The sequence below is a fragment of the Duganella radicis genome (assembly GCF_009720825.1).
Lineage (GTDB): Bacteria > Pseudomonadota > Gammaproteobacteria > Burkholderiales > Burkholderiaceae_D > Rugamonas > Rugamonas radicis.
On record NZ_WNKY01000001.1, the window covers coordinates 576,182 to 598,115 of the forward strand.

Below are 21,934 nucleotides of genomic sequence, written 5' to 3' on the forward strand. Positions count from 1 at the left end.
GTCAGAATTGGAAATAGAGAAATTCGCTGACTCGGTTCATATTGAACAGGCAGCCCAGAAACAGCAGCGCCATCGCCGTGCCGCGCCATTTTGCCGGTGTCCAGCGCAGTGGCTGGCTGAAGATTTCCTGTGTATTCGGCGCCGTGAACGCCAGCAGCATCGCCAGCAACAGCGCCGGCACCGCCGGACCGCTGAAATCGATCCACCGGATGCCGTCAAAGCTGGCGTGCCAGCCCAAGGCCGACAACATACCAGCCCAGGGCGCCGCACCGCGTGGCAAGGACACGCCGTTGGTCCCCGCCAGTCCTTGCATCACCTCGCCGGCCGTGGCGAGATCCGGCGCACGGAACACGACCCACGCCAGCATCACCGCCAGCATCGTCAGCCAGTGCCCCCACCAGCGCGGCGCCCGTCCCGGCCGCAGCGCTTGCCAGGCGTGATGCAGCACCAGATACACGCCATGCAGCGCGCCCCATACCACGAAGGTCCAGCCCGCGCCGTGCCACAAGCCACCCAGCAGCATCGTCAGCAGCAGATTGCGGTAGCGTTGCAGCGGACCATGCCGGTTGCCGCCCAAAGGGACGTACAGGTAGTCCCGCAGAAAGCGCGACAGCGTCATGTGCCAGCGCCGCCAGAACTCGCTGATATTCGCGGCCTTGTACGGGGAGGTGAAATTCAGCGGCAGGTGCACGCCAAACAGCCGCGACAGCCCGATCGCCATGTCGGAGTAGCCGGAAAAGTCAAAATATAGCTGGTAAGTGTAGGCCAGCGTACCGATCCACGCCTCCACCAGCTGCGGCTGCGCGTGCGGCGCGAACACCGGCCCCACCAGCACGGAAATTGGATCGGCCAGCAGCACTTTCTTGGCCAGCCCGACCACAAAAATCGACAGGCCGATGCCGATATCGGCCACATCGAAGCGCGTCGGGCGGTCAAACTGCGGCATCATTTCCTTGTGATGCAGCACCGGGCCGGCGATCAGGTGCGGGAAATAGCTGACAAACAAGGTGTACTGCACCAGCCGGTATTCGCCGGCGCCGCCACGATAGCAATCGACCAGATAGGCGATCTGGGTGAAGGTAAAAAATGAAATCCCCACCGGAAGGACAATCGCCCAGCCATACCCGTGCAGACCAATGCTGTCGATGAAGAAATTGGCATACTTGAAATAGCCCAGCAATGCCAGATCAGCCGCCACGCCAACCAGCAGCCAGCGCCGGTGCTGCGCGCACCAGAAGTTGAACAAGATCGAGCCCAGCAGCAAAGGCAGGTAACGCGCGTCCCAATAACCGTAGAAAAACAGCGAAGCCAGTGCCAGCCAGCCCGCGGTCCAGCGCGGCTGCCAACGCAGCAGCGCGAAGTAGCCGGTCAGCACCACCGGCAGATACAGGAACAGGAAGCTGAACGAGTTAAACAGCATCGGCCAGCTCCCGATAACAGTCAGCGATCCGCAGCGCCACGCGCTGCCAGGTAAAAGCCTGCACCAGCGCCGTCACCTCCTGCCGCCTGGGCGGCGCGGCGACGAACTGCTGGATCTCCCGGCACAGGGCAGCGGTGTCGTTCCAGCGCAGCTGTTTCAGGGCGAAGTCGCTGCCCGGCAGGCTGAGGGCGCTCTCGTCCGTCATCACCACCGGCGTGCCGGCAGCCAACGCCTCCAGCACGCACAAGGGATAGACTTCGCCCTGGCTCGGCAAGGCCAGCACCGAAGCCGCCGCATAGGCGCTTACCAGCAGCGGATCGCGATGATCCAACTGGCCCAGCCAATGCACCCTGGGGGATTGCAGCACCTGCTGCAAATAGTCCTGATGCTGGCGTTGTGCCTGTCCGGCCAGCACCACCGGCAAGTCCAGCCTGGCCAGCGCTCGCACCAGTCCCAGCTGATTTTTGTACGGAGAAATCGATCCCACCATCAAAACAAATGGCCCTGCAATGCCGGTGCGGCTGCGGAACAGATACCCCTCCGCGCGGAAAAAATGCTCGCCCACGCCATTTGGCAGCAAACGAATGCGGCTGGGATCGACCTTGAAGCCTTCGATCAGCGCCGTCTGCTCAGCCGGCCCCAGCGCCACCACCAACTGCGCCAGTTGCAGCGCGCGTTTGGTCTGCGCGTAGCTGGTCTGCACGCTCCACTGTGTCAGCCGGCCGGTCAGCCGCTCGGCAATGCGCGCCCGCAGTGCCGTGTGGCGGTTCCATCCCGGCGACAGCAAGGCCGACAATACGACCGGCACGCCCATTTCCTGCGCCAGCTCCACCACCCGGTAATTGCCATTGATTGCCGAAAAGACGTGAATCACGTCGAAACTATCCAGCCGCTCGCGGTTGGGATCGACCAAAGCCACGTCGAGCGGCAACTGGCGCAGCGCTTCAATGGTCGAACGCACCTGCACCTGCAAGCCACCTTCGCGCTGGAACAACATGGGATAGGACAAGATGCCAACACGCATAACCGCCTCTCATCGTTGCAGCGCCACAGTCGCGCCGAGGCAGCAGGCCGCCAATGCCACGCTGCGCCAGGTCGCGCCCGCCAGATCGCCGATGCGCAGCCCGGTCAGGCGGCGCAGATAGAAATACGTCAGGCCGCTGCGGAACAGCGCGCCCACCACCACGGCCCAGCCGACCCAGTACAATCCGAAAGGCGCCGCAGCCAGCACCGCCGCCACGCGCACCGGCACCGAGAACGCATCCAGCCGCGCCTGCGCTCTGACCTCGCCCATCGCCACAAACAGATAGCGCGCCATGCTGAACATGCTGTACAAGGCCGAGCCGATGCAGATCACGCGGATCAACGGCACGGCCGCGTCCCACTGGTTGCCGTACAGCAGACGCACCAGCGGTTGCGCCATCAGCGCCACGATGCCGAAGAACGGCCAAGCCAGCGCCGTCATGTAACTGACGGTGGTGAGATAAGCACGCCGCACATCCCTACCCTCGCGCGCCTGGGCGGAAAACAGCGGGAAAATCACGGGCGAGATCGCCGCCGTCACCAGCTGGTTGAACACATTGATGACGCCCATGGCCTTGCCGTAGATGCCGACCTCCGCCACGCCGGCCAGCTTGCCGATGATCAGGTCGGGCGCGGCCACGCCGGCTTCGTCGATCAGGGTGCCGGCGGTGGAAATGGTGCCGAAAGAAAGGATCTGGCGGACACCTCGCCATGAAGGCAACCAGGGCAGATCCCTGGGCCGGCAGTACAAAGTGGTCAGCAAGGTCGCCACCGCGCCGGCCACCGCGCCCAGCGCCAGGCTCAGATAACCCCAGCCGAGCTTCGCCAGCAGCACCGCGCAGCCGGTCTGTGCCACGCACTGGCTGACATTGATCGCCAAAATCGATCGGAAGCGCATCTGCCGCCGCAAATAAGGCAGCGCAACGGCACTGAAGGGTATCAACAAAAAGTTAATCGACAGCAGTTGCAGCACGAAGCGCAAACGTGGCTCGTGGTAGAACCACGCCGCCGGCCAACTGGCAACGAGCACCAGCAAGGCCAGCGGCCACGCCACCAGCAGGCTGACGCTGAGTGCGGCGCGCAGCTTGTCGCGGTTCAGCTCCTGTTCCTGGATCACATACGCCCCGACCCCGAAGTCTCGCAGCACTTGTACCAGCCCCACCAGCACCGCGCCGACGGAATAGACGCCGACCTCGGCCGGTGTAAGCAAGCGCGCCAGCACCATGGCGCCGGCCGTATTCAGCACCAGCAGCGTGTATTTCTCGGCAAACGAGAACAGGAAGGAGGTGCGCGGCGTCATAGCAGGCCTTCGTAGAACGCCCTTACTTGCCGTCCGATCACGGCGTGACTGTAGCGCAGCTCGGCTTCCTCCCGTCCGTGACGACCCATGACGGCACGGCGTGCGGGGTCCGCCAGCAATTGCACGACCGTGGCCGCCGCAGCCTGCAGATCGTCGGCCGGAACCAGCAGGCCAGCCCGGCTGTTGCGCAAAATATCCGCGCTACCCGGCACGTCGGTGGCGATCGCCGGGATGCCGCACGCCATCGCCTCGATGGTGGCGATGCCGAAGCCTTCGTTGCGGCTCATCAGCAGATGCAAATCCAGCGCTGGCATCAGCTCGTGCACCGCTTCCACGAAGCCGGTGAAGGTAATCCACGGCAGCAAGCCCATGCGTTCCGCCTGGGTCCGTAGCTCCGCCTCCAATGGCCCGCTGCCTGCCAGCACCAGATGCAGTTCGGGAAACTGCTCGCGCAACAAGGCCAGCAGGTTGATCATCAAATGCGGCCGCTTCTGCGCCGACAGCCGCGCCACCGTGCCGATCACCAGGGCCTGCCGCGGCAGTTGCAGCCGTTGGCGCGCCAGCGTTCGTGCCGCCGCCGACGGCCGGAAGCGTTCGACGTCCACGCCGTTCGGTATCACCGCCAGCCGGGTGGACGCTAATATATACGGCCGATATGCGGCCAAGAAATGCGCCATCGCCGATTCCGACACCGCATAAATTCCGCGCACGCCGCCGAAGGCCTGGTTCAGCAGTTGATCGTGCCAATCGGTATGGCCAGGCGCTGGAAACGCGTTGTGCACGCTGATCACGGCCGGCACGCCGCAATGCCGGGCCAGCCAGAGCATGGACGCACCGTAATGCGTCCAGCACATGGCGACGTGCACCAGATCCGCACCGAAGGTACGCAAGCGGTCCGCCGCCAGCCATTGTGCACGCCGGAGCCGCCACTGTCGCCAGCGCCAGTCGCTCTCGAAAAATGGCGGCGGGCTGAATTCCGCCGCAATAATTTGCTCGCGCGCCAGGCGCTGCGTCCATTCCACCAGCCCGTCGAAGCGGCGCAAGGCCAGCATGCTTGTGTGGCCGGCCTGTTGCAGATAGCGCACTTCCTGCGCCATGCGCAACTCCATGCCGCCCAGCTCGCCTGAGTAGCTGGTCACCAGCACCCGTGCGCCCGCGCGCGGTACGCCCCGCCAGGCTTCATGAAAGTATCCGCGCAGGAAGGCCAGCTCCCAGCGATGTCGGAACTTGCGGCCGGCGTCGCCGCGCAACGCCGCACCAGTCCACGACGCCAGCTCCAGCAAGTAACGCAACAGCATCCAGCGCGGCACGCCCCGGCATTCGGCAAACCGGCCGGGCAGCTCTTGCCGGAACTTGCCGCGTCCGAAGCGCCGCGCTTTTTGCAAGATGTAGTCGATCCGTACCTGATGCGGGCGGATGTGGTGCGCCACCTGCGGCGCGCGGCAAAAACGGGCGCGATAGCCCAGCGTCGCCAGCCGGCGCGTGAGCTCGGTTTCGCTGCCCATGGCGTAATCCGCGCCGTTGGGGCCGATGCACAAGTCGAAACGGTGGCCATCCTCGAACACCCTGCGTCGTATCGCCATGTTGGCGCCCCACACCAGCCCGGGAAACACCGGGCCGTCCGGCAGCGAAGGCGAGGTCAGACCGTAGGTCAATCCGGTGGGAATCAGTGGCAAAAGCCAAGAGGGCGGCGCCTCCGCCCAGTCTGGCACGATGGCGCCGCCGAACACGCTGTCATCCGGATGGGCATCGGCGCAGGCCTGCCATTGCAGCAGCCAGTCCGGCTCCGGCGCGGCGTCGTCATCGGTGAAGATGAACAGGTCGCCGCCATTACCCGGCATGGCCAGCGCGTTTTCCAGCGCGCGATTCAAGGCGCGATTCTTGCCCGCCTCGGCCTCGTGCAGACGGCGCAGCGGCAGGCGTGGCGTGTAGTTCGCCAGCAGCGTGGCGGTCAGGTCCGTGCTGCCGTTGTCAACCACCAGCAAACGCCAGCCACCCGGCGGCGGCGTCAGCCGGCAGTATGCCTCCAGCACATTGGGCAAAGTCCCGGCGCCATCGCGCGTTGCCATGAGTACGGTCAACAAAGCCTGGCCTCCCTTGTTCTAAGATCGCTAGAGTAAAAGGCCAGTGTACTAACAGGCTCAAACGCATCGTTGAGCCGCATCAATGAGTGCCATGCGCGACATCCTCATCACCCTCATCGTGTTTGCCAGCTTGCCGCTGATCCTGAAAAACCCCGTCAATGGTGTGTTGATGTGGATCTGGATCAGCGTCATGAACCCGCACACCCAAGGCTGGGGCTTCGCCACCACCTTTCCTTTCGCTCAGATCATTGCTGTGGTCACCATCTTCAGCCTGGTCACCTCGCGCGCGCCGAAGCTGCTGCCAGCCAGCGGCATCACCTTCGCCCTGTTGGCCATGGTGTTGTGGATGAACGTCACCACCCTGTTCGCTATCTTCCCGGCCGCCTCGCTGCTCCAACTGGGCAAGGTCATGAAAATCATGCTGATGAGTCTGGTGACCATGATCGTCATCCGCAGCCGCCAGGACGTGCACCGCATGATCTGGGTACTGGCGATTTCACTGGGCTTCTACGGCGTGAAAGGCGGCATCTTCACCGTGCGCGAAGGCGGTAATTTCCGCGTCTGGGGACCGACCGGCACCTTCATCGGCGGCAACAACGAAATCGCGCTGGCGCTCATCATCGCCATTCCGCTGATGCGCTATTTGCAGCAAAGCAGCGACCAGCTGTGGGTCAGGCGTGGCTGGACGGCCGCCATGCTGCTGTCGGCCATGGCGGCGCTGGGCTCGTACTCGCGCGGCGCGCTGCTGGCCATCGCCGCCATGATGGGCCTGATGTGGATGAAGAGCCAGAAGAAAATGCTGGGCGCGCTGCTGATTGCCGTCTTCGCCCCGTTTGCCCTGCTGTTCATGCCCGAGCGCTGGACCGAGCGCATGGACAGCATCGGCGACTATCAGGCCGACAATTCCGCCATGGGCCGCATCAACGCCTGGAACATGGCCTTCAACCTGGCCAGGGACCGCTTCTTTGGCGGCGGTTTCGAGATCGCCGAGCCGTCCGTGTTCTACCAGTACGCGCCCAATCCGGCCGATGTGCACGCCGCGCACAGCATTTATTTCCAGGCGCTGGGCGAGCATGGTTTTATCGGTCTGGGCCTGTACCTGCTGGTGGGGATGCTGACCTGGCGCTCCGCAGCCTGGGTGGTGCGCAACAGCCGCAACGATCCGGAGTTGGTGTGGGCCAGCAATCTGTCCAAGATGATCCAGTCCAGCCTGATCGGCTTTGCGGTTGGCGGCGCCTTCCTCAGCTTGCTGTACTTCGATGTTCCCTACTATCTGATGGCCGCCGTGGTCGCCCTGCGCGCATTGACCGAGCAGCGGCTGGCGCAGCGCAAAACCGGGACCTTGCCATGACCCGCCTGTCAATCCTGATCTACCACCGCGTACTGGCTCAGCCCGATCCACTGCTGCCCAGTTTGCCCGACGCGCGTCGTTTCGACCGCCAGATGGCGCTGCTCAAGCGCTATTTTCGCGTGCTGCCGCTGAGCATGGCGGTGCGATCCCTGCAACAAAACCGCCTGCCGTCGCGCGCCGCCGCCATCACCTTCGACGACGGCTACGCCGACAACGCCGGGCTTGCCCTTCCCATCCTGCAACGCCACGGCCTGAGCGCGACCTTCTTCATTGCCAGCGGCTACCTCAACGGCGGCCAGATGTGGAACGACGACGTGATCGCGCACGCGCGCCATAACGGCCTCAGCCCGCAATCGCTGGACCAGTTGCTGCAACAACTCAAGTATTTGCCATTCGAACAGCGCCTGCGGGCCGCGCGCACCATGGCGCCGCCGCGCGGCGAGGAATTGATGATGACCACGGCACAACTGCAAAAGCTGGCTGCGGCCGGCATGGAAATCGGCGCCCACACGCACCGCCATCCCATCCTGGCCACGGTGCCGGATGCGGAGGCGCTGGCCGACATTGTGCAAGGCCGCACCGAGCTGGAAAACATCACACAAAAGCCGGTCAGCCTGTTCGCCTACCCGAATGGCAAGCCGGGCGCCGATTACCACCAGCGCCACGTCGACATGGTGCGCGAACTGGGCTTCGATGGCGCCGTCACCACAGTGGCTGGCGCCGCCTACGAAGGCAGCGACCTGCTGCAATTGCCGCGCTTCACGCCCTGGGAGCCGGATCGGCCACGGTTTCTGCTGCGTCTGCTGGAACAACGCTGGCACGCGGTGTAGCGTGATGCTGTAGCCACTGCTCCAGCATCATCAGCACCCAGACCATGGTGCCGTGGTAGGCCGGATGCTCCTGCACCAGCTTGCCTGTCAGTTGGTCGATAAAGCCGGCACGTACGATGCGGCGCGTCTTCAGGTCGGCCAGGCTGTCGTAGGCCAGCGCCCGCAGATGGCCGTCTTTCAGCAGCCACTGCCCGAAAGGCATGCCGAAGCCATGCTTCTTCTTGCGCAGGATCTCCGCCGGCAAATGGTGACGCAGCGCGTGCTTGAAGAAATAGCGCAAGCGCGTGCCGTTCAGCTTGTCGCGCGGCAGCAGACGCGCCGAAAAGGCCAGCATGTCGTCGCTGAGGAAGGGAAACGCCGCCTCTACGCCGGCCAGATCGCAGGCCGTGGTCACCTTGCGCAAATCGTTGTCGGCCAGCGTGTAGCGCAGATCCAGCGCCTGCATGCGGTTAATCTGGCTGAGGCCGTGAGATTCCCAATAGCAAGCGTTCAACTGCGCCAGCGGATTTCCTTCGTCCACCGCGGCCAGGAAATCCGCCTCCAGCACTTGCCCGGGGCCGTAGCGATGCAACAGATTGTAGGTTTCCAGCCGTGCCGGCATCGGCACCAGCGCCTGCTCGACGTAGCTGCGCGCCTTGCGCAGCAGGCGCAAGTCCAGCTTGCCCGTCAGCCCGAACAGCAAAGGCTCCAGCGCCAGTTGCCGCAAGCTGGACGGTAGTTGCTCATAGCGCGCAAACACGGCCTGGCGCGCGTAGCGCTCGTTGCCGCCGAACAGCTCGTCGCCGCCATCGCCACCGATCAGCCGAGTGACGCCGTCGGCACGCGCCATCTGCGCGCAGAAATAGGCCGGCACCAACGAGGAGTTGCCGAACGGCTGATCGCAAGCGGCGGTAATGCGCGGGATGGCCTCGGCCACGTCGCCAGCGGTCAGATAATACTCGTGATGGCGGGTCTGGAAATGGCGGGCGGCGATGCGCGCGTAAGCCATCTCATCGTAGCCTGCCACCTCGAAGCCGATCGAATAAGTGCGCGGCGCGACCCCGCTGACTTTGCCCAGCATGCCGGCCAGCGTGGAACTGTCCGTGCCGCCGCTGAGGAAGGCGCCGGTTTCGCCATCGGCGGCGTCGCGAACCGCGTCGTTCAGGATGCCGAGAAACTGCCGCCGCATCACCTTGAACGGCGATGCCGCCTCCTCGCGGAACCGCATGCGCCAGTAGACGCCGCGCTCCATCCGGCCGCGTCGCACCAGCACATATTCGCCCGGCAGCAGGCGATGCTGATGGCGGTAGATGCTGCGCGGCGCCGGAATCACGTGGAAGTGCAAGTAGTTGTACAAGGCCTGTGGGTCGAGCTCGCCCGACGGCAGCGCGTCGGCCGAGCTGGCGAATTGCAATCCCTGCGCACCGCGCCGATAGTGCATGGCATGCACGCCGCTGCGGTCCACAGCCAGCAATACCTGTCCGGACGCGTTGTCGATGACGCATAACGCAAAGTGACCGTGCAACTCGGCGCAAGCCTGTGCTCCGCGCGCGCGCCACGCCGCCGCCAGCCGCGCCGCCACTTGCTCGCGGCTGCCATCCAGCGTGGCCCGTCCCCAAACCGCCGCCAGCAGGCCTGGCGCCTGATGCAGGCTGACGCTGTCGCCAGGCGCCGCCACAGCAAGCGCGCTGGGGCCGTCTCTCAGCTTGAGAAGTGGATGGCCACCCGGCCCGGCGATGGCATCCACCGGCATCGGCATATTCCAGTAACCGCACAGGCCGCTCATACCAGCACCTCCAGCGGCAAGGGATGGCTGAGAAACGCGGTCGGGCTCGCCGTCAATCCGTAGGCGCCGGACTGGAACACCACCACAAAATCGCCCGGCTCGGCGCGTGCCAGTTCCATGCTGTCGGCCAGCGTGTCAAGCGGCGTGCACAGCGGGCCGACCACGGTGGCGATTTCACGCGGCCCCGCCTGCATGCGGTTGCCGATCGCCACCGGATAATTCTTGCGGATCACCTGGCCGAAGTTGCCGGATGCTGCCAGATGGTGGTGCATGCCGCCATCGGTAATCACAAAAACCTGACCGTGTGAAACTTTGCGTTCCAGCACGCGGCAGACATAGACACCGGACTCGGCCACCAAATAGCGGCCCAGTTCCAGCACCAGCCGGGTTTGCGGCGATTCCGCGGTCAGGCCGAGCATGGTTTCGTGCAAGCCATCGGCTACGGCGGGCAAGTCCAGTGCCCGTTCGCCGGGGAAATACGGGACGCCAAAGCCACCGCCGATGTTGAGCACGCGCAGCGGCGCAGGCGCGTGCGCGGCCAATCGCAATCCCAGCTCCACGCACAAGCGCTGCGCTTCGCAGATCGCCCGGGAAGACAAATTCTGCGCGCCGCAAAACAAGTGAAAGCCCTGGAAATCCAGCCCCAGTGCGCCCAGCTTGCGCAACATGGCCGGCACGCGCTCGGCATCGACGCCAAACTGGCGCGCGCCGCCGGCCATCTTCATGCCCGCATATTTGAGCTCGAATTCCGGATTGACGCGCACCGCCACGCGCGGTGTCAGGCCCATCTGTTCGCCGATGCGCGCCGCCCGCGCCATTTCCTCTTCCGACTCCAGATGCAACAAAACGCCGGCCGCAATCGCGCAACGCAGCTCGCTACTGGTCTTGCCGGGGCCGGCAAAGCTGATGTGGGACGGTGGCATGCCTGCATCCAGCGCGGTTTTCAGCTCGCCGCCGGAAGCGACGTCGAAGCCATCCACCAGCGAGCCCATCATTTGCACCAGCGCCGGCATGGGATTGGCCTTGATGGCGTAATGCAGCTGCAATTCCGGTGGCAAGGTGCTGCGCAGTAGCGCGATACGCGACTGGATGTGTTCGCGCTCGTAGGCATAAAACGGCGTGCGGCCGACCCGCTCGGCCAACCGTGTCAGCGTGATGCCGCCCAATTGCAGGCAATCCTCCAGTACCGGGAATTGCCGCTGTTCCGTGTGTGCCGGGCTCATACGCGAACCTCCAGTTCCTGCGCCAGCAGCTTGCGGTCGATCTTGCCGTTGGGATTGCGTGGCAGCGGCCTGTTGCGCATCTCGATCCGGGCCGGCAGCATGTAGGCTGGCAGGCCGCGCTTGCAGGCGGCCAGCACGGCGTCGCCGTCCAGCGCATCCCCCACGGCCACCAGCACAATCGATTGTCCCAGCAGCGGATGTGGCACGCCGAACGCCGCCACTTCCGTCACCAGCCCGCTGGCGTAGGCCACCTCCTCCACCTCGGCCGGACTGACGCGATAGCCGGAAGTCTTGATCATGTCGTCGCTGCGGCCGATGAAGTAGAGGTAGCCCTCGTCGTCGGCGCGCACCGTGTCGCCGGACCAGACCGCCAGCTCGGCCAGCGGCAAACCGTCGCGCGGCGGCAAATGGCGGAAACGTTCCGCCGTGCGCGCCACATCATTCCAGTAGCCCATCGACACCAGCGCGCCACGATGCACCAGTTCGCCCGGCTCGTTGGGGGCGCAGGAAGAACCGTCCGGCCGCAGCACCAGTATTTCGGCATTGGGGATGGCCTTGCCGATGGAGTCGGGCCGGATGTCCAGCTGTTCCGGCGCCAGATAGGTGGAGCGGAAGGCCTCGGTCAGCCCGTACATCAGGTAAATCTGCACATGTGGCAAGGCGCGGCGCAAGGCCTTGATGGTGTGCCGCGGCATCACGCCGCCGGAATTGGTGATGTAGCGCAGCCGCCGCGCGTGATTCCAGCTCAGGTCAGCCAACTGTATCCACAGCGGCGGCACGCCCGCCAGGCCGGTGATACGCTCGCGGTCGACAGCGTCCAGCACGTCGCGCAACAGCAGATGATTCAACAGCACGGCGCAGGCGCCGACCGCAAACGCCGTGGTCAGCTGGCTCAGGCCGTAATCAAAACTCAGCGGCAGCACGCACAGGATGCGGTCTTCTGGCGTGTTGGCCAGATAGCTCGACACACTGTTGGCCCCCGCCACCAGATTGCGGTGCGACAGGATCACGCCCTTGGGCTTGCCCGTGCTGCCGGAGGTGTACAGGATGGCGGCCATGTCGGTATCGATGCAGGCATGCGCCGCACGCGCCGGCGCCGTTGCCATGCTTTCCCGCCATGAGTGCAACTGCACGCCCTCCAGCGGCGCCAGCCCTTCCATCGATCCGATCACGATGATGGTGCGCAGGTCCGGGCAGGCGGCCAGCACCTCAGCCAGCTGGTTCAAGCGCTCGCGCGACGTTACCAGGATGCGCACATTACAATCGGCCAGGATGTACGCCACCTGCTCCGGCTTCAGCACCGGATTCACCGGCACGAACACGCCGCCGGCCGCGCTGGCGCCGAACATCGCCACCACCGCCTCCTCGCGTTTTTCCAGGAACACCGCCAGCCGCTCGCCGCGCCCGAGGCCGTGATTCAGCCAGGCATCGGCCGCCTGCCGCACCATGTGCGCCAGCGCCGCGTAGTTCAGGCCCACGCCCTGATACGACAGGGCCTGCCGCTCCGGCATCTCGCGCGCGGAAGATAAAATGAATTCGTGGATAAGCTGCGCCATGACGATAGGCCTTCAAGATGGACGGGTCTTCCATCATCCGGACAATCGGCACAGCCGTTCTTGATGTCGATCAAACAATGCGCGCGCTTGTGCTGGCGCAAACCGGATCGTTAGAGGTCATAGTCTAATCAACATCCCGCCCTCACTGGACCGATAGACATGACGACCGGCCTGCGTTACACCCTCGCGCAACTGGGATGGTTGAATACCGCCTGGTACGTGCTGGCGCGCCTGCTGGCGCGGCTCAGCGGCGGACGCTGGACGCTGTTGCGCTACATTTTCGTCGCCCAGTACATCAGCGACATGCCACTGACGCCGATGCGCGGCGCCGACATTCACATCCGCGAGCGCCGCTCCGGCGACGGCCTTCCTTCAGGCTATCCGCGTCCACCACATGTGGTGCGCGACCGCTACGCGCAAGGCGCGCAAACGCTGGAGGCCTGGCGCAACGGGGAGCTGGCCGGTTTCCTCTGGCTGATTGCGGACGCCTATCAGGAGGACGAAGTGCGCGTACGCTACCGCCTTGCCTCATCGCGCGCCGGCTGGGACTTTGACGTGTGGGTGCGGCCGGAACAGCGTCTCGGCTGGGTATTCCGCCGCTTGTGGGAGGCGGCGCGGCAACGTTTGCGTCGGCGCGGTGTGCACTGGACATGCAGCCGCATCTCCGCCTTCAACGCCGCCTCGCTGCGCGCGCACGCGCGGATCGGTGTGGTGCGGCTCGGCCACGCCGTGTTCCTGCGCTGCGGAGCGTGGCAATGGATGATCGCCAGCCTGCATCCCTACTTCCACCTGTCGCGCAATCCCGCATCCTTTCCCCAACTGGTGTTCGACATCCCATCACAGGAGCCGCCATGCCCCTCATCCAACAAGTCTGCCAGATACTGAGAACCACGCTGGGCCTGGGCCAGCAACCGCTCAACGAACATACGCCGCTGCTGGGCGCCATGCCGGAACTGGATTCGATGGCGGTGGCCAGCCTGATTATCGCACTCGAACAGCACTACGGCTTTGAAGTGCGGGACGACGAAATCAGCGCCCGCCATTTCGCCACGGTCGGCTCGCTCGCGAGCTTCGTCGCCAGCAAAATGGGCTGATCGTGGACGCGGCCTCCTTGAGCGCCCTGCCATTCTTCCTCAGCGCCGACGAGGGCGAGCGCTTTTGTCTGTATCACGAACCGGAACCAGGCGTGCCCGCGCGCGGCGCCATCCTCTACATCCATCCCTTTGCCGAAGAATTGAACAAAAGCCGACGCATGGTGGCGCTGCAAGCGCGCACCTACGCGCAGGCGGGTTTCGGCGTGCTTCAAATCGATTTATACGGTTGCGGCGACAGCAGCGGCGATCTGTCCAAGGCCAGCTGGGACATCTGGCTGAGCGATCTCACACGCGCCTGGCACTGGCTGGCGGAGCGCAACCTCGGTCCGCGCTACCTGTGGGGGCTGCGGCTGGGCGCCTTGCTGGCGCTGGACATGGCCACGCGCGTGCGCCCGCAGGCGCTGATCCTGTGGCAGCCGGCGCTGAGCGGACGCGCGCATCTCAACCAGTTCGCCCGTCTGCAAAGCGCGGCGCGGCTGTTTTCCAGCGCGCCGGCCGTCGAGCAAGACTCGGAAATCGCCGGCTACCTGATGGCGCCTGCGCTGTCCAACGCCATCAACCAGTTGGATGCCGGCGCCCTGACGCCGCGCTGCCCGGTGCAGTGGATGGAACTGAGCTGGCCCTTACAAGACGCAGCGGCCGATTATGCGGCGGCGGCAGGCGGTGCCCGTCCTGCGCTGCAAGCCGCATCGTCGCTGTTGATCGACCGCTGGCGCAGCGATGGCGCGCTGGTTGACGCTTATCCGCTGCACGGCGAGCCATTCTGGAGCAGCGCCGAAATCGGCGTGGTCTCCTCTCTGCTGGACGCCAGCAACGCAGCCATCGGCGCGGAGCCTGCGTGATGACGCATCAACGCGTACTCCGGTTCCGCTGCCAGGGCTGCTGGCTGATCGGCATCCTGCATGTGCCGGACGAGCCATCGACCCGCGGGGTGCTGATTGTGACCGGGGGCCCGCAATACCGGGTCGGCAGCCACCGCCAGTTCGTCCTGCTGGCGCGCCATCTGGCCGAACATCACATCCCGGTCATGCGCTTCGATTACCGCGGCATGGGCGACAGCGAAGGCGACATGCGCGACTTCGAATCCATCGAAGACGATCTGGAAGCGGCCATTGGCGAATTCTTCACCACCATGCCGGGCATGAAGGAACTGGTGCTGTGGGGACTGTGCGACGGCGCTACCGCTGCCGCCTTCCACGCCGCCAGCGATCCGCGCATCACAGGGCTGGTGCTGGCCAATCCATGGGTGCGAACGGAACAAGGCCAGGCCCGCACCACGCTGCGCCACTATTACCTGCAACGATTGCGCGAGGCCGAATTCTGGCGCAAGCTGGCGCGTGGTCGCTTCGGCTTGCGTGGCGCGGTGAACTCGCTGCGCCAACTCAGCGCCGCCGCGCGCGCCCCGTCGCCGCAAGCCGCATCGCTGCCGGATCGCCTGCACCTCGCGCTCCAGCGCTTTCGCGGCCAGGTGCTGATCATCCTGAGCGGAGCCGATCTTGGCGCGCGCGAATTCATGGCACTGCCGCGACAGCACAAGCACTGGCGCACGTTGCTGGCCCTGCCGCGCATGCGACAAACCGTCATCGCCAACGCCAATCACACCTTCGCCCGCCAGATCTGGCGCGATGAAGTGGCCGACATCTGCACGAAATGGATAGGAACATGGTAAAGCGCGTGCTCATGATCGCCTATCACTACCCGCCCATGCGCGGCGGCAGCGGCATCCAGCGTACGCTGTCCTTCACGCAGTATCTGCCCCGTTCCGGCTGGGAGCCGCTGGTGCTGACGGTGACGCCGAACGCCTATCCGGACTATGACACCGCAGCCGGCGTGCAGGCACACCGCAGCTTTGCGCTGGACGCCGCGCGCCATCTGGCGATACGCGGACGGTATCCCTCCCTGCTGGCGCAGCCGGACCGCTGGGCGTCATGGTGGCTGAGCGCCGTGCCAGCCGGCCTGCGGCTGATACGCCGCTATCGCCCCGTCGTTATCTGGTCCAGCTATCCGATCGCCACCGCCCACCTGATCGGCCTGACCCTGCATCGTCTCAGCGGCCTGCCATGGATTGCCGACCAGCGCGACCCGATGATCGACCACGATTATCCACCGGACCCACGCCGTTTCCGCATTCACCGCTGGATAGAGCGGCAGGCTATGGAACGCAGCGCCGCCGTTGTCTGCACCACACCCGGCGCGGTGCGCGACTTGAACGCCCGCTTCCCCGCACCTGCCGGCCAGATCACCTTGATCGAGAACGGCTACGATGAAGCCAGCTTCATCGCCGCCGAAGTGATGCGCGCACCCCGATGGCCGTCAGACGGACCATTCCGCCTGCTGCACAGCGGCGTGATCTACCCATCCGAACGCGATCCGCGCGCCCTGTTCGCGGCACTGGAAAAGCTGCGCGCCACCGGCAGCATCAACGCCGCCAATTTCCGGTTGGTGCTGCGCGCCACCGGTCATGACGATTATCTGCGAGGCCTGATGCGCGGCCTGGAAGACATCATCGAACTGGCTCCGCCGATGCCATACAACCAAGGTCTGGCCGAAATGCTCGACGCCGACGGTCTGCTCCTGCTGCAAGCCGCCAACTGCAACAACCAGATTCCCGCCAAGCTCTATGAATACCTGCGCGCCCACCGCCCGCTGCTGGCGCTCACGCATCCGGACGGCGACACCGCCTGCGCCCTGCGACGGACCGGCATCGACACCATCGCCCGGCTGGACTCCGCTGAGGAAATCGCCGCCACGCTTCCCCGCTTCCTTCATCTTTGTCGCGAACGGCAAGCGCCGCTGGTGCCGTTGCCGCTGATGGAGGACCATTCGCGCTCGGCTCGCACCCGTCAACTGGCGGCGCTGTTGGATCGCGTCCATCACAAGGAACCATCATGAAAATCCTCTTCCTGCTCCTGGTCCTGCTTTGCACGGCCGCTTACGCCGCCGATGACTGCCCCGCCTACGTCAAGCACGATCCCGGTGGCGACTACACCAACGCCGACGACCGCCAGGGACTCGCCGTGGTCGAGAACTTCCATTTCACGCCCAACGTGGAACGACTGGTGCGCGGCGCCACCGGCGCGCTGGGTGCCGACATCAGCTACACACTGGAGCACTTTCCCAATCACCATCGCGCGCTGGCTGCCATGTCCAGGCTCGCGCTGCGCGACAAGAACCGCAAGCCAAACGGCGCCCGTTACACCATCGAATGCTATTTCGACCGCGCACTGCGCTATCGACCCGACGACGCCCGCGTGCACGCCCTGTACGGCAGCTACCTGCTGGCGCTGGGCCAGACCGACAGTGCGCTGGAACAGCTGGAACATGCCGCCCGGTTGGAGCCGGACAACTCCACGGCCCACTACAATCTCGGTCTGTTGTACGTGAAAAGGAAGGATTACGACAAAGCCCGCGCCAGCGCGCAGAAGGCCTATGGCATGGGTTTCCCGCTGCCTGGCCTGAAAAACAAGCTGATAGCCGCCGGAGAATGGCGCGAGTGAGTTATTTGAGGCCGTGGTAATTCATCAAATCGTACAAGGTGGGACGGCTCACGCCCAACAATTCGGCCGCCTTGACGATATTCCCGTCCGAACGCCCCAGCGCCTGCACCATCACGCGGTATTCGGCGGCTTCCCGGCTGGCGCGCAGATTCAGGTTCTCCTCCACGCCGTCCGGCAAACCAAGATCGGCCGGCATGATCTGCGGCCCGTCAGCCATAATGACAGCGCGGCGGATACAGTTCTCCATCTCGCGTACATTGCCAGGCCACGCGTAGGCCTCGATCGCCGCCAACGCTTCCGGACTGAAGGCCAGCATCGAACGGGACTCGCTGGCGCAGAACTTGTTACGGAAGTGATGCGCCAGCAAGGCGCGGTCGCCGGCGCGCTCGCGCAGCGGCGGAATGGTCAGCACAATTTCACTGAGACGATAATACAAATCCTCACGAAACGCGCCTTCCGCCGCCATCGCTTTCAGGTTGCGATGGGTGGCGCAGACTACACGCACGTCGACACGGATTTCGCTGCGCCCGCCGACACGCTCGATCACCCGCTCCTGCAAGAAGCGCAGCAGCTTGGCTTGCAGCGCCATCGCCATGTCGCCTATCTCGTCGAGGAACAGCGTGCCGCCGTGCGCCAATTCCAGCTTGCCGTGCGTTTGCCGCTGCGCGCCGGTGAAAGCCCCCTTTTCGTAGCCGAATAATTCGCTTTCCAGCAGATGCTCGGGAATCGCTGCGCAGTTGATGGCGACGAATCGCTTGTCGTGACGCGCGCTGAGTTGATGCAGGCCGCGCGCGATCAATTCCTTGCCGCTGCCGGAATCGCCCAGCAGCATGGCGGTGGCCGACGATGGCGCCACCTTTTCGACGACACGGCACAGCTTCAGCATCACCGGATCGCGGCTGATGATGCCGGCCAGCGGCGAATCGGACTGGATTTGCAGCATGCGCCGGTTCTCCTGCTGCATGGCGTGCAGATAAAAGGCGCGCGCGATCACCAGCGACAGCGTGTCGGCATCCAGCGGCTTCTGGTGAAAATCGTAAGCGCCCAGGGCGATGGCTTTCAACGCGAACGCCCGCTCCTGGTTGCCGGACAGGATAATCACCTTGGTGTCCGGCGCGGCGGCGAGGATGTGCGACAGCAAGGCCAGGCCTTCGCTGGCGCCGTCCGGGTCCGGGGGCAGGCCCAGGTCCATGGTAACCACCGCCGGCTGATGACGGCGCAGTTGCGCCAGCGCGCTGTCGCGGTCATCGGCCGTGACGACCTCGTAGGCGTCGAGTATCCAGCGCAGCTGTTTTTGCAGGCCGGCGTCGTCTTCGACCACCAGCAATTTATTCTTCCCCATGGTCAGGCTCCTTATGCAGCGGCAGCGTCACGCGAAAGGTCGTGCCTTGCGATGGCACGCTGGTGACCTGCAACTGGCCGCCGATCTCGCGCAGGTATTCACGGCTTTCAAACACGCCGATGCCCATGCCGGCGGCCTTGGTGGACACGAACGGCTGAAACAGCCGTTCGTGAATGAATTGCTCGCTCATGCCATGGCCGGTGTCGCTGATTTCAACCACGGCCGTCCCTTCGCCCACGCGCAGGCAGACCAGAACATGGCCGGAGCGCGGCGTGGCTTCCACCGCGTTCTGGATCAGATGCCCGATCACGCGCTCCAGCCGTCGTGCATCCGCCAGCACGGTCAGGCCGGTGGCGCGCAGCTCCAGCAAGGGACGAGGCTCGCTACCTGCATGGACGTGCATCACGCGCATCAGCAGTTGATCCAGATGCAGCGGCGCGTTCACGTCCTGCGATTGGTCGCGCCGCAGTTTCAGCAGCATGTGCCTCATCTTGGCCAACGAGTGGGACAGGGTTTCCAGCATGTCGTCCTGGAAGGCGGGATTGGCTTTGTGTTTTTCGGCGTTCACCAGCAGCAGCGAGAGTTGCGAAACCAGGTTCTTCAGGTCATGCACCACAAAGGTGGACATGCGGTTGAATGACTCGAACTGGCGCGCCACCGCCAGACTGTCGGCCGAAGCACGATGGGCAATATAGCTTGCGGCCTGGCTGGCGGCCAGTTTGAGCACGTCGCGCACTTCCCAGTTCAGCTGCAACCGCGTGCGTGGCGGGGCCAGACACACAAAGCCGAACAGGCGGCGTTCCAGCATCAGTGGCACGATCAACCAAAGCTCCTCGGCCCATCCGGGCGCTGGCAGATGACCATAGCGCTCCGGCTGCGCGTGCCATTCCGGCACTTCGATGACCCAGTTGCGCGATGCCAGCAACGCACACAGATCCGCGTTAGCGCTCTCGGTAGCCTGCGGCAAGGGCATGTTCCAGCGTGCGACAGGCTGGAATTTCTCGTCGTCGTGACACCGCCACAGGATGCCGGCCGGGCTTTCGACCAGGCCCGCTATCGCCTGGATGGCGCGTTCCGGCAAGCCGGCGGCATCATCGGCCAGTGCGTGAGTGAAGCGCTGCCACTCTTCGCGATAATCGTAGCGGCCTTTGTAAAAATGCTTGCTGATGAAGAGTTTGAGACGCGCGCGCATGGTGCCGGAGAACAGCACGGCCGCCAGCAACAGAACCGCGCCACACAGGCATGCGACCTGCATCAGAACGCCCCAGGCGCCGCCCACAAAGCGCAGATACCAGGCGCTCAGCGCCATCGCTAGCAAGTACAGCGCGGAACCCAGCAAGGCGGCCGAGTGGAACATGATCTGGCGCGAGAGCTGCAAGCGCGGCGTCCACACTGGATTACGCGCCATGGCGATGGCCAGCATGGGCGCACTCAATGCGTTGACGATGCCACGTGCGGCCCAGATGTCCGGATGCAGGCGGCGGAACAGCATGGCGTCGCTGTACAGGTAAAAATCGAAGACGAACAAGGCGCCGATGGCCAGGCAGGCGAATTTAATCCCCCAGCGCGCCTTTTCCGGCGCGGCGCGGTAGACGTGTTCCACCAGTAGCATGCCCAGTACCGACAAGGCCAGCGGTGGCACGGCGAGGAGCAACGGCGGCAAGTCCACAGCTGCCATTAGCGACAGGCCGGCCAGCGGAAGTAGCAGGATCAATACCTGCACCCGCCAGCGCGCACCGGACAGCAGCAACAGCACCGCCAGCCAGCCGGCGCTGCGCAGTGCTTCGGCGGCGTTCAGCAACATATCGGGAGCCGCGGCCTCGCTCAGCACTGCGACGATCGCCAGCGACGCCCAAAGCGCAGTCGCCAGTGCCGCCCAGCCGACGGCGCTATCCTGGCCGCCCCAAAGCCCGCCGACACCGCGCCTGCGGAGGCCAGGCTGACCATGGCCGCGCGTGCGGAAGATGGGTCGACCGGCGCCACTTCGGCCACACACCAGCAGCCACGCCGCCAGCGCCCCAAACGCCAGCACCGCCGCGCCATGGCTAACCACCGCCACCGCCGGTACGCCGCCCCATTGCATCAGCGGCTACCTTTGCCGAACAAGACCACCTGCACCGTGTCCACCAGTATCAGCAGATCGAGAAACAGGCTGTTGTTCTTCACATAGTACAAATCGTATTGCAGCTTTTGCAGCGCGTCCGACACCGAAGCGCCGTAGCGATAGCGCACCTGCGCCAGCCCGGTGATGCCAGGCTTGATCCCGTGCCGCACGTTGTAGTACGCAATCTGCCCGCACAACTGCTCGACAAAATACTCCCGCTCCGGACGCGGGCCGACAAAACTCATCTCCCCTTTAAAGACATTCAACATCTGCGGCAGCTCGTCGATGCGCAGCTTGCGTATCCAATGGCCCACCGCCGTCACGCGCGGATCATCCTGCGCCGCCCACTGCGGCCGCCCGTCGCTTTCGGCATCTTGCCGCATGCTGCGAAACTTCAGCACCTTGAACAGGCGGTTGCCGCGCCCGACGCGCTCCTGCCGGTAAAACACCGGTCCGCCGTCCTCCATCCTGATGGCGATGGCCGTCAGCAGCATCACCGGCGCCGCCAGCAAGCCGATGGCAAGGCTGGCCAGCAAATCGAACAAGCGCTTGACCAGCGCCCGCATCAGACTCTGGTCAAAACCGCCGCCGAAAATCAGATAACTCGGTTGCAGCGAGTCGACTCTGATCTGGCAAGCCTCGCGCTCAAAGAAAGTGGCGGCATCGGTGACCGGCACCCCGCCCAGCGCGCACTCCAGCAATTGACGCACGGGGAAAGCGCCATTACGCCGATCGCCCACCGTCACCACGATTTCGTCGGCCGCATAGCGCCGCGCCAGTGACAGCAAAGGCAAATCGGAAGGTAGCAGCATGGCCGGCGGCACCGCCCGCAGCTCGCCGGACACCGGCACAAATCCCACCACCCGGAACGGATGAAAGCCGATGCTGCTGCCCGCCAGCTCCATGCATTCGCGCGCGATGGCACCATCGCCGACGATAATCAGCCGCTGTTCCAGTATGCTCGATTGCGCCGACGTGAACACCAGCAGCCGCGCCAGCAGCACCGCGCCGGCGCCCAGCAGGAATACCACGCTCCCCAGGCGTATCCCCGGCAGCAGCCCGGCCAGCAGCTGCATCAGGCCAAAGCCCAGTACAAACGACGGCGTAATGCGCAGCAGTGTACTTTTGATATCCTCGCGCGACTGGTCGTGCTGGTACATGCCCAGTGTGCCCATGCTGACCACCATCACCAGCGCAAACGCCAGCGCCGGCCACAAAGGCGCGCTGGTCACGGCCGCCGCCAGCAGAATCGACAACTCCAGCAATAGCAGCATGAACGCTATCCTGGACACATAATGATGAAAGATGCGGATCATGGCGGCCTCCCCGACAGAACTTTCATCAT

At 64.7% G+C, this 21,934-nt stretch carries 18 protein-coding genes; 8 read left to right on the top strand and 10 right to left on the bottom strand.

Going from position 1 to position 21,934, the window contains the following annotated elements; all coding sequences use genetic code 11:
* Position 1: 1 nt before the first annotated feature.
* From GM676_RS02310 to GM676_RS02325, 4 genes are read right to left on the bottom strand one after another with little or no spacing between them, the layout of a single operon-like run.
* Positions 2 to 1,420, bottom strand: coding sequence for an MBOAT family O-acyltransferase (locus GM676_RS02310; protein WP_155461752.1), 1,419 nt, complete (start codon positions 1,418 to 1,420; stop codon positions 2 to 4).
* Positions 1,410 to 2,444 (bottom strand): glycosyltransferase family 4 protein, encoded by a 1,035-nt coding sequence (locus GM676_RS02315; protein ID WP_170304195.1) that lies wholly within the window; start codon positions 2,442 to 2,444, stop codon positions 1,410 to 1,412. Before GM676_RS02315 ends, GM676_RS02310 begins: the two co-directional genes overlap by 11 nt.
* Before the next feature lie 9 nt (positions 2,445 to 2,453).
* Positions 2,454 to 3,743: a lipopolysaccharide biosynthesis protein gene (locus tag GM676_RS02320; protein ID WP_155461753.1), complete on the bottom strand. Its 1,290-nt coding sequence runs from the start codon at positions 3,741 to 3,743 to the stop codon at positions 2,454 to 2,456.
* Positions 3,740 to 5,827, bottom strand: a complete 2,088-nt coding sequence (locus GM676_RS02325) for a glycosyltransferase (protein WP_229262482.1) — start codon at positions 5,825 to 5,827, stop codon at positions 3,740 to 3,742. Before GM676_RS02325 ends, GM676_RS02320 begins: the two co-directional genes overlap by 4 nt.
* 91 nt (positions 5,828 to 5,918) lie before the next feature.
* On the opposite strand from GM676_RS02325, the gene GM676_RS02330 reads away from it, so the two are divergent.
* Complete coding sequence (locus GM676_RS02330; RefSeq protein ID WP_155461754.1) at positions 5,919 to 7,178, top strand: putative O-glycosylation ligase, exosortase A system-associated; 1,260 nt, start codon at positions 5,919 to 5,921, stop codon at positions 7,176 to 7,178.
* Positions 7,175 to 8,008 (top strand): polysaccharide deacetylase family protein, encoded by an 834-nt coding sequence (locus GM676_RS02335; protein WP_155461755.1) that lies wholly within the window; start codon positions 7,175 to 7,177, stop codon positions 8,006 to 8,008. Before GM676_RS02330 ends, GM676_RS02335 begins: the two co-directional genes overlap by 4 nt.
* Here the strand turns inward: GM676_RS02335 and GM676_RS02340 are convergent.
* From GM676_RS02340 to GM676_RS02350, 3 genes are read right to left on the bottom strand one after another with little or no spacing between them, the layout of a single operon-like run.
* Positions 7,938 to 9,773 carry an asparagine synthetase B family protein gene (locus GM676_RS02340; protein ID WP_155461756.1) on the bottom strand — a complete coding sequence of 612 codons (1,836 nt, stop codon included), beginning with the start codon at positions 9,771 to 9,773 and terminating at the stop codon, positions 7,938 to 7,940. The two genes, GM676_RS02335 and GM676_RS02340, sit on opposite strands and share 71 nt — an antisense overlap.
* Positions 9,770 to 10,996, bottom strand: a complete 1,227-nt coding sequence (locus GM676_RS02345) for a pyridoxal-dependent decarboxylase, exosortase A system-associated (protein ID WP_155461757.1) — start codon at positions 10,994 to 10,996, stop codon at positions 9,770 to 9,772. The genes GM676_RS02340 and GM676_RS02345 overlap by 4 nt, the downstream gene beginning before the upstream one ends.
* Positions 10,993 to 12,552, bottom strand: a complete 1,560-nt coding sequence (locus tag GM676_RS02350; protein WP_155461758.1) for an acyl-CoA ligase (AMP-forming), exosortase A system-associated — start codon at positions 12,550 to 12,552, stop codon at positions 10,993 to 10,995. The genes GM676_RS02345 and GM676_RS02350 overlap by 4 nt, the downstream gene beginning before the upstream one ends.
* A gap of 159 nt (positions 12,553 to 12,711) precedes the next feature.
* Here GM676_RS02350 and GM676_RS02355 point away from each other — a divergent pair, with 159 nt between their 5' ends.
* Genes GM676_RS02355 through GM676_RS02380 form a run of 6 tightly spaced genes read left to right on the top strand, consistent with a single transcriptional unit; the run spans position 12,712 to position 17,143 of the window.
* On the top strand, positions 12,712 to 13,437 hold the full coding sequence (locus GM676_RS02355) for a GNAT family N-acetyltransferase (RefSeq protein WP_155461759.1): 726 nt from the start codon (positions 12,712 to 12,714) through the stop codon (positions 13,435 to 13,437).
* Entirely contained in the window at positions 13,404 to 13,646 is a 243-nt protein-coding gene (locus GM676_RS02360) for an acyl carrier protein (protein WP_155461760.1), read from the top strand. The genes GM676_RS02355 and GM676_RS02360 overlap by 34 nt, the downstream gene beginning before the upstream one ends.
* 2 nt (positions 13,647 to 13,648) lie before the next feature.
* Entirely contained in the window at positions 13,649 to 14,488 is an 840-nt protein-coding gene (locus GM676_RS02365; RefSeq protein ID WP_371866072.1) for a hydrolase 2, exosortase A system-associated, read from the top strand.
* Complete coding sequence (locus GM676_RS02370) at positions 14,488 to 15,315, top strand: hydrolase 1, exosortase A system-associated (protein ID WP_155461762.1); 828 nt, start codon at positions 14,488 to 14,490, stop codon at positions 15,313 to 15,315. Before GM676_RS02365 ends, GM676_RS02370 begins: the two co-directional genes overlap by 1 nt.
* On the top strand, positions 15,309 to 16,538 hold the full coding sequence (locus tag GM676_RS02375; protein WP_155461763.1) for a glycosyltransferase: 1,230 nt from the start codon (positions 15,309 to 15,311) through the stop codon (positions 16,536 to 16,538). Before GM676_RS02370 ends, GM676_RS02375 begins: the two co-directional genes overlap by 7 nt.
* Positions 16,535 to 17,143, top strand: coding sequence for a tetratricopeptide repeat protein (locus GM676_RS02380; RefSeq protein ID WP_155461764.1), 609 nt, complete (start codon positions 16,535 to 16,537; stop codon positions 17,141 to 17,143). Before GM676_RS02375 ends, GM676_RS02380 begins: the two co-directional genes overlap by 4 nt.
* 1 nt (position 17,144) lies before the next feature.
* Here GM676_RS02380 and prsR read toward each other — a convergent pair whose 3' ends face one another.
* The 3 genes from prsR to GM676_RS02395 are packed head-to-tail and all read right to left on the bottom strand — an operon-like array spanning position 17,145 to position 21,905.
* Positions 17,145 to 18,485 carry a PEP-CTERM-box response regulator transcription factor gene (gene prsR / locus GM676_RS02385; RefSeq protein ID WP_155461765.1) on the bottom strand — a complete coding sequence of 447 codons (1,341 nt, stop codon included), beginning with the start codon at positions 18,483 to 18,485 and terminating at the stop codon, positions 17,145 to 17,147.
* A complete protein-coding gene (gene prsK, locus GM676_RS02390) occupies positions 18,472 to 20,568 on the bottom strand; it encodes an XrtA/PEP-CTERM system histidine kinase PrsK (protein ID WP_155461766.1) in 2,097 nt (698 codons plus the stop codon). Before prsK ends, prsR begins: the two co-directional genes overlap by 14 nt.
* Positions 20,568 to 21,905, bottom strand: a complete 1,338-nt coding sequence (locus GM676_RS02395; protein WP_155461767.1) for a TIGR03013 family XrtA/PEP-CTERM system glycosyltransferase — start codon at positions 21,903 to 21,905, stop codon at positions 20,568 to 20,570. The genes prsK and GM676_RS02395 overlap by 1 nt, the downstream gene beginning before the upstream one ends.
* Positions 21,906 to 21,934: the final 29 nt, after the last annotated feature.